General features: G+C 47.6%; 10 protein-coding genes. 9 read left to right on the top strand and 1 reads right to left on the bottom strand.

The features are described from left to right. The 3 genes from atpB to PX484_RS04075 form a co-directional block, all read left to right on the top strand. Positions 1-714, top strand: a 714-nt coding sequence (atpB, locus tag PX484_RS04085; protein ID WP_288102938.1) for a F0F1 ATP synthase subunit A, incomplete at its 5' end; no start/stop codon positions are given. Between the two features lie 230 nt (positions 715-944). After that, positions 945-1,190: an ATP synthase F0 subunit C gene (gene atpE / locus PX484_RS04080; protein ID WP_002740068.1), complete on the top strand. Its 246-nt coding sequence runs from the start codon at positions 945-947 to the stop codon at positions 1,188-1,190. A gap of 195 nt (positions 1,191-1,385) precedes the next feature. After that, complete coding sequence (locus tag PX484_RS04075) at positions 1,386-1,817, top strand: F0F1 ATP synthase subunit B' (protein WP_002800068.1); 432 nt, start codon at positions 1,386-1,388, stop codon at positions 1,815-1,817. 46 nt (positions 1,818-1,863) lie between these two features. Here PX484_RS04075 and PX484_RS04070 read toward each other — a convergent pair whose 3' ends face one another. Beyond that, entirely contained in the window at positions 1,864-1,998 is a 135-nt protein-coding gene (locus tag PX484_RS04070) for a hypothetical protein (RefSeq protein WP_287669237.1), read from the bottom strand. Positions 1,999-2,085: 87 nt separating this feature from the next. Here PX484_RS04070 and PX484_RS04065 point away from each other — a divergent pair, with 87 nt between their 5' ends. From PX484_RS04065 to PX484_RS04040, 6 genes are all read left to right on the top strand, one after another. Next, positions 2,086-2,628: a F0F1 ATP synthase subunit B gene (locus PX484_RS04065; RefSeq protein ID WP_002800069.1), complete on the top strand. Its 543-nt coding sequence runs from the start codon at positions 2,086-2,088 to the stop codon at positions 2,626-2,628. Beyond that, positions 2,629-3,177, top strand: coding sequence for an ATP synthase F1 subunit delta (gene atpH / locus PX484_RS04060; RefSeq protein ID WP_002763366.1), 549 nt, complete (start codon positions 2,629-2,631; stop codon positions 3,175-3,177). A 68-nt stretch (positions 3,178-3,245) separates the two neighbouring features. Then, on the top strand, positions 3,246-4,754 hold the full coding sequence (atpA, locus tag PX484_RS04055) for a F0F1 ATP synthase subunit alpha (RefSeq protein WP_002800072.1): 1,509 nt from the start codon (positions 3,246-3,248) through the stop codon (positions 4,752-4,754). A gap of 195 nt (positions 4,755-4,949) precedes the next feature. Continuing rightward, the gene (locus tag PX484_RS04050; RefSeq protein ID WP_002800073.1) at positions 4,950-5,897 is read left to right on the top strand and encodes a F0F1 ATP synthase subunit gamma; all 948 of its coding nucleotides are present in this window, start codon (positions 4,950-4,952) and stop codon (positions 5,895-5,897) included. Between the two features lie 379 nt (positions 5,898-6,276). Beyond that, on the top strand, positions 6,277-6,915 hold the full coding sequence (locus PX484_RS04045; RefSeq protein WP_002800075.1) for a MotA/TolQ/ExbB proton channel family protein: 639 nt from the start codon (positions 6,277-6,279) through the stop codon (positions 6,913-6,915). 18 nt (positions 6,916-6,933) lie between these two features. After that, positions 6,934-7,095: ExbD/TolR family protein (locus PX484_RS04040; protein ID WP_502882694.1), on the top strand; the 162-nt coding region annotated here is incomplete at its 3' end.

Raw genomic sequence — 7,095 nt, 5'->3', positions numbered from 1 at the left:
CTCGCTTCCCTGGAAGTGGGACAACACTGGTACTGGCACATCGGCGGACTAAAAATTCACGGGCAAGTGATCGCGGTCTCCTGGATCGTCTTCGCTATCTTAATCATCGCCTCGATCGCCGCTACCCGCAAAATCCAGAAAGTCCCTAGCGGTATTCAAAACCTTATGGAGTACGTTCTGGAATTTCTGCGCGATTTAGCCAAAAACCAGCTAGGAGAAAAGGAATATCGACCCTGGTTGCCCTTCATCGGCACCCTATTTTTATTTATTTTCGTTTCTAACTGGTTAGGGGCCTTGATTCCTTGGAAGTTAATCGAACTGCCCGAAGGAGAATTAGCCGCCCCCACTAACGACATCAATACCACGGTGGCGTTAGCCCTACTGACTTCCCTCGCTTACTTCTACGCGGGCATCAGTAAAAAAGGACTCGGTTACTTCGCTCACTACCTAGAGCCGATTCCCGTGCTATTACCGATCAAAATTTTAGAAGACTTTACCAAACCCCTCTCCCTCAGCTTCCGTCTTTTCGGAAACATCCTTGCAGACGAGTTGGTAGTAGCCGTATTGGTCTTCCTTGTCCCCCTAGTCGTACCCCTACCCCTGATGGCTCTCGGTTTATTTACCAGCGCTATTCAGGCCCTTGTCTTCGCCACCCTTGCCGGGGCCTATATCCATGAGGCCCTGGAATCGGAACACGAAGAAGAACACGCTTAAAAGCGAGGGACGAAAAAAGAAAAATTTCTTAGGAAAAAGTGTCCAAATAATAGGATAATAACTAAGAAATTATTGGTCGAATTCAGGATGAGCAACTGAATTCCCAGATCGTTCTTTCCCAAAAACTCTTTCGGGAGTTTTGAGCAGAAAACCAGCCATTTTTTACGGCTGAGAACGCGCTCTGTAAACAACAGATTGAAATTGATTAGTAAATAGAGGAAAAAATCACCATGAACCCCACAGTAGCTGCCGCTTCCGTTATCGCCGCCGCCCTCGCCGTTGGTTTAGCCGCTATCGGCCCCGGCGTTGGTCAAGGTACCGCTTCTGGAGAAGCTGTTTCCGGTATCGCCCGTCAACCCGAAGCTGAAGGAAGAATTCGTGGTACCCTTCTCCTCAGCTTGGCATTCATGGAATCCTTAACCATCTACGGTTTGGTTATCGCTCTCGTTTTACTGTTCGCTAACCCCTTCGCCTAATTAAAAAAGCAGTGGGCTATCAGCCCCCAGTCCCCAGCTTGGCGGGCGAGTTTTCAAAACTCTAAAAAAACACGGAAGGCTGATAGCTAATTAAGGGAATTTTGCTGATCCCCCCTGACTGTTCATTGTTAAATCAGGGGGATCGTCTTCCTTTTTTGAACCTGCCTATAGCTTCTATTTATCAGGAATAAATCAATGTTTGATTTCGATGCCACCCTGCCAGTGATGGCACTACAGTTTATTCTTTTGGCAGTGATCCTGAACGCCGTTTTTTATAAACCCCTCAGTAAAGTTTTAGATGAACGGGCGGAGTATATTCGGCAAACGGAAGGCGGAGCCAAAGAACAACTAGCCAAAACCGAAGCACTGGTACAAGAGTACGAATTGCAATTAAGTTCGGCTCGTAAACAATCCCAAGAGATTATCGCCCAAGCGCAAGCCGAGGCCCAAAAACTAGCCAGCGAACGAGTTGCCGCAGCCCAAAAAGAAGCGATCTCCCGTAAGGAAGCCGTCGCCGCCGAAATTGCCCAACAGAAAGAAGAAGCCTTTCGTTCTCTAGAAGGACAAGTGGCCTCTCTTTCCCGTCAAATTCTCGAAAAACTCCTCGGCCCCGAACTCGTTCGCTAAACCCCTGGTTAATAACAGTGATCAGTAAAAAGATAGAACTCAGTCGTCAGGAGTTAGTCCCGATGCCAAAGTTAGCACCGCCAAGCATGAAAGTAGTACCCACTTCCCACTTCCGTTCGGCTGAGCGTTCGACAAAAGCTCGCGCGGCTCGACTGATCTGGCCGAACGTCCGAAGTCTCACGGCCGAAGCCCACTTTCAAGTTAGAAGACTGATAACTGATAACTGATAACTGATAACTGAACAACCTACTCCCCGCCCTCAATAATCATGATCATCGACACAATTTTATTATTAGCCACGGAGGCGAAGGAAGCGGCAGCAGAGGGATTCGGCATCAACACCGATATCTTAGGAACTAACCTATTTAACCTCTCGATTCTGCTCGGTTTAGTCATCTTCTACGGCCGCAAAGTTCTCGGACAAATCCTCGGAGAACGTCAGTCGAAGATTGCTGAAGCTTTAGCCGAAGCTGAAAACCGGAAAAATATTGCCGCTACCGCCCTCGCCGAAGAACAGAAAAAACTCGCCCTGGCAAAACAAGAGGCGGAAAAAATTATCGATAACTCTCGATCTAGAGCTAAAGCTGTCACCGCCGACATCGCCGCCCAAGCCGAACTCGATATTCAAAGAATGCGCGAAAGTGCCGCTAAAGATCTCTCGGCGGAACAGGATCGCGTTTTAGTAGAATTACGCCAAAGAATTACCGCTTTAGCCTTAGCTAACGTGGAATCCCAATTAAGCGCCGGCCTGGAAGAATCGGTACAACAAACCCTAATTGATCGCAGTTTGGCCAACCTAGGAGGTAAATAGATGCAGGGAAGTTTAATCAGTTCAGAAATTGCCGAACCCTACGCCCAAGCATTACTTTCCGTCGCCCAAAGCAGCGGACAATTAGAAGCGATCGGCGGCGAAATTAAATCCCTCTTAGAATTGTTGGAAAATGCTCCCGATCTAAGAGCTTTTATCGGCAATCCCGTCATCAAAGAAGAAGCTAAAAAAGCCGTTCTTTCCCAAGTAATGGGGAGCAGTGCCAATCCCTATTTAACTAACTTCATGATGTTATTAGTCGATAAACGTCGGATTCAATTTTTAGAACCCGTTTGTCAACAATATCTCACCTTGGCCAGAGTGCTGACTAACACCGTTTTAGCGGAAGTTTCCTCGGCCACCGAATTGAACGATAGCCAAAAACAAATCGTCATCGACAAAGTGAAAACCCTGACCGGGGCGAACGTGGTCGAACTGAAAACCAAAGTTGATGGCAGCCTCATCGGTGGTGTGGTGATCAAAGTCGGTTCTCAGGTCTTTGATGCCAGCATTCGCGGTCAACTACAACGCCTCAGCCTCTCCCTGCGCTAAGGTCATCTAATCTCCCTTTTTTGCCGTTTTTTCACCTTCTAATTTTTTACCTTTTCCCAGATTAAACTATGGTAGCTATCAGACCCGACGAAATTAGCACGATTATTCGTCAACAGATCGAATCCTATAACCAAGAAGTACAGGTCTCCAACGTGGGAACCGTCCTGCAAGTGGGTGACGGTACTGCCCGCATCTACGGCCTACAACAGGCCATGTCGGGAGAACTATTAGAATTTGAAGATGGAACCGTCGGCATCGCCCTTAACCTCGAAGAAGATAACGTCGGCGCGGTGTTAATGGGTGACGGTTTCGGGATTAAAGAAGGCGGTACGGTGAAAGCTACCGGTAAAATCGCTCAGGTTCCCGTGGGTGAAGCCTTAGTCGGCCGCGTGGTTGATGCCCTCGGTCGTCCCATCGACGGTAAAGGAGACATACTCGCCAGCGAAACCCGTCTGGTGGAATCCCCCGCCCCCGGTATTGTCGCTCGCAAATCCGTCTGTGAACCGATGCAAACCGGCATTACCGCTATCGATGCCATGATTCCCGTCGGTCGTGGTCAACGGGAGTTAATTATCGGTGACAGAAAAACTGGGAAAACAGCGATCGCCATTGACACAATCATTAACCAGAAAAGCGAAGACGTGATCTGTGTCTATGTCGCCATCGGTCAAAAAGCCTCCACCGTCGCCCAAGTAATCGACACCCTCACCCAAAGAGGCGCCATGGATTACACCGTGGTGGTGGCCGCTAACGCTAACGACCCCGCCACCCTCCAGTATATCGCCCCCTACACCGGAGCTTCGATCGCCGAATACTTCATGTATAAAGGCAAAGCAACCCTAGTTATCTACGATGACCTCACCAAACAGGCTCAAGCTTATCGTCAGCTATCTCTGCTCATGCGTCGTCCTCCCGGTCGTGAAGCTTACCCCGGCGACGTTTTCTATCTCCACTCCCGTTTACTAGAGCGTGCCGCTAAACTCAGCGATGCCCTCGGTGGTGGTAGCATGACCGCCCTGCCGATTATTGAAACCCAAGCCGGTGACGTTTCCGCCTACATTCCCACCAATGTAATCTCGATTACTGACGGTCAGATCTTCCTCTCCACCGACCTCTTTAACGCTGGTTTCCGTCCCGCTATTAACGCTGGTATTTCCGTATCCCGCGTGGGTTCGGCGGCCCAAACTAAAGCGATGAAGAAAGTTGCCGGTAAATTAAAACTGGAATTAGCCCAGTTTGACGAATTAGAAGCTTTTGCTCAATTCGCTTCTGACCTTGATGCGGCCACCCAATCACAACTGGCTCGCGGTCAACGTCTGCGTCAAATCCTGAAACAGCCCCAAAACTTCCCCCTCTCCGTTTGGGAACAGGTGGCGGTGGTTTATGCCGGTTTAAATGGTTATCTCGACGATATCGCCACCGATAAAGTTATCGATTTCTGCGCCGGTTTACGCGAATACCTGAAAACCAGCAAACCTCGCTACGTTGAGATCGTCAGCACTGAAAAACAACTCAACGACGAAGCAGAAGGCCTGCTCAAAGATGGCATCAACGAGTACAAACAGGCTTTCAAGTAAACTTCTGTGAGCTTTAAGCTGTCAGCCTTTTCAGTTATCAGTGATCAGTAAACAGTGACCAGTAAACAGTGAAAAGATGGCCAGAAACTGCTATTTAGTACTGCTCACTTAACACATACTGCTCACTTAAAACTCCAATCTGATAACTGATGACTGATGACTGATAACTGATAACTGATAACTGATAACTGAATTATGCCTAATCTCAAAGCGATTCGCGACCAAATTCAATCGGTCAAAAATACCAAAAAAATTACCGAGGCCATGCGTCTGGTGGCGGCCGCCAAAGTGCGCCGCGCTCAAGAACAAGTTCTCTGTACCCGTCCTTTTGCCGATGCCCTCGCTCAGGTACTTTATAATCTCCAAGGTCGTTTAGCCTTTAGTGATGTTAATTTACCCCTACTGGCCCAACGGGAAGTAAAAACCGTGGCTCTGTTAGTAGTCACAGGCGATCGAGGTCTTTGTGGCGGTTATAATACTAACGTCATCCGTCGTGCCGAACAACGGATGAATGAATTAAAAGAGCAAGGGATTAACTATCAATTAGTGGTTGCCGGCCGAAAAGCGGCACAATATTTCGAGCGCCGCAATGCTCCCATTGCCGCTAAATTTATTAACCTCGAACAGATTCCCACTGCCGATGAAGCTGGCACGATTGGGGATGAATTGCTTTCCTTATTTTTATCGGAAACAGTCGATCGCGTCGAGTTAATTTATACTCGTTTTATCTCCCTGATCAGTGCCACTCCGGTGATTCAAACCCTGTTACCTTTAACTACTCAAGGTTTAGCGGTACAGGATGACGAGATTTTCCGTTTGGTGACTAAAGAGGGAAAATTTAAGGTACAACGGGAAAAAATGGCCAGCCAACCAGCGCAGGTTTTTCCCCAAGACATGATTTTTGAGCAGAATCCCGTCCAAATCCTCGATTCTCTGCTGCCTTTGTACTTAAATAACCAATTACTGCGCGCCCTCCAGGAATCGGCAGCTAGTGAATTAGCAGCCCGGATGACAGCGATGAGTAACGCCAGCGAGAACGCCAGCGAGTTAATTGGCACTTTAAGCCGTACCTACAACAAAGCGCGTCAAGCCGCTATTACCCAAGAATTGTTAGAAGTAGTAGCGGGAGCCAATGCTCTCTAGGTTTAAGCCAGTTTTTCTTTTAATTATCAGTAGGAGTGATTATTTTCACTCCTTTTTTTTATAGTAGCTGGCGTAAAATCCCACACCCTGCCCCACGAAAAACCTTTTCGGCAAACCCCAGATAGCCGTGGTTTAGACTTCTCTGCCCCGAATTAGGTTCAAATAGAGTCAGCGCAATCCCTTTTCTGACATTCGGGCCCCTTGAAAAGCCCCATCTCATCCTGTATTGTAAGTCAGCGTGAGAACTATAAATGTCAATCGATTAAGCTAAATCTTAAACTATAATCCTTAAACTATAATCATTACCCGATCGCCCGGTATTGGAGGGACAAAAAAACTCGTGAGTATAACTGATTTAATCCAAAAAGGCGGAGTGGCCATGTGGCCGCTGCTTTTTCTGTCTATTTTAGCTCTTAGCACTATTATCGAACGAATTTGGTTTTGGAGTCGCACCCTCCTGAGTGAGGGCCAGATTTTAAATCGCATTATGGAATCCGCCATCCGTAACTGGGATTTGGCAGCAAAAGTCGCTAGGGATTCCCGCAATCACCCCATCGGTAGCTATCTTTATGCTCCCCTGCGCTTAGAAAATCCAGATCCAGAGGTTTTTCACTTTGCCCTCGAATCGGCTGCCGATGAACAATTATCCCTAATGAAACGGGGCGATAAAATCCTTGAGGCAGTCATCGCCCTTTCTCCCCTGCTAGGATTATTAGGAACGGTACTCGGTTTAATTACCTCTTTGGCTAATATTCAACTGAGTGACCTGGGAACTTCCTCCACAGCCGGAGTAACTTTAGGTATTAGTGAAGCTTTAATTTCCACCGCTACTGGCTTAATTGTCGCTATCTTTAGCCTCGCTTTCTATCGCATTTTTCAGGGACTCTGGTTCAATCAAGCCCGAATTTTTCGCAAGGCTGGCAGTGATTTAGAAATTATCTACCGTCAACGTTGGCTAGATGGGGAAGACCAACAATACTCCCTCAGTGCTAACCTAGAAAAACCCCTCGATCGCTAAATCTCTCCCTTATCAGCCATGGCCGAAACTAAATCTCTGAACCACAAAAAGCCAAAAAGTAGCCATATTACGGCTCGTCCGCTCAAATTATGGCATGATCAACACCGCATTCAAGAGGATGTGCAGGTTAATATCATTCCCTTGATCGATGTAATTTTCTGTATCCTCACTTTCTTTATT

This window comes from Microcystis sp. M49636_WE2 (assembly GCF_030065375.1).
Classification (GTDB): Bacteria; Cyanobacteriota; Cyanobacteriia; order Cyanobacteriales; family Microcystaceae; genus Microcystis; species Microcystis aeruginosa_C.
The sequence above is the reverse complement of the archived record's forward strand: the minus strand, read 5'-3'. Positions and strand labels throughout refer to the sequence as shown.

What these genes read in the sequence shown, in the direction of transcription:
- PX484_RS04075 (WP_002800068.1), top strand. Translation starts at nt 1,386, where the DNA reads ATGTTTGATTTCGATGCCACCCTGCCAGTGATGGCACTACAGTTTATT.
- atpA (WP_002800072.1), top strand. Translation starts at nt 3,246, where the DNA reads ATGGTAGCTATCAGACCCGACGAAATTAGCACGATTATTCGTCAACAG.
- atpE (WP_002740068.1), top strand. Translation starts at nt 945, where the DNA reads ATGAACCCCACAGTAGCTGCCGCTTCCGTTATCGCCGCCGCCCTCGCC.
- PX484_RS04050 (WP_002800073.1), top strand. Translation starts at nt 4,950, where the DNA reads ATGCCTAATCTCAAAGCGATTCGCGACCAAATTCAATCGGTCAAAAAT.
- atpH (WP_002763366.1), top strand. Translation starts at nt 2,629, where the DNA reads ATGCAGGGAAGTTTAATCAGTTCAGAAATTGCCGAACCCTACGCCCAA.
- PX484_RS04045 (WP_002800075.1), top strand. Translation starts at nt 6,277, where the DNA reads ATGTGGCCGCTGCTTTTTCTGTCTATTTTAGCTCTTAGCACTATTATC.
- PX484_RS04065 (WP_002800069.1), top strand. Translation starts at nt 2,086, where the DNA reads ATGATCATCGACACAATTTTATTATTAGCCACGGAGGCGAAGGAAGCG.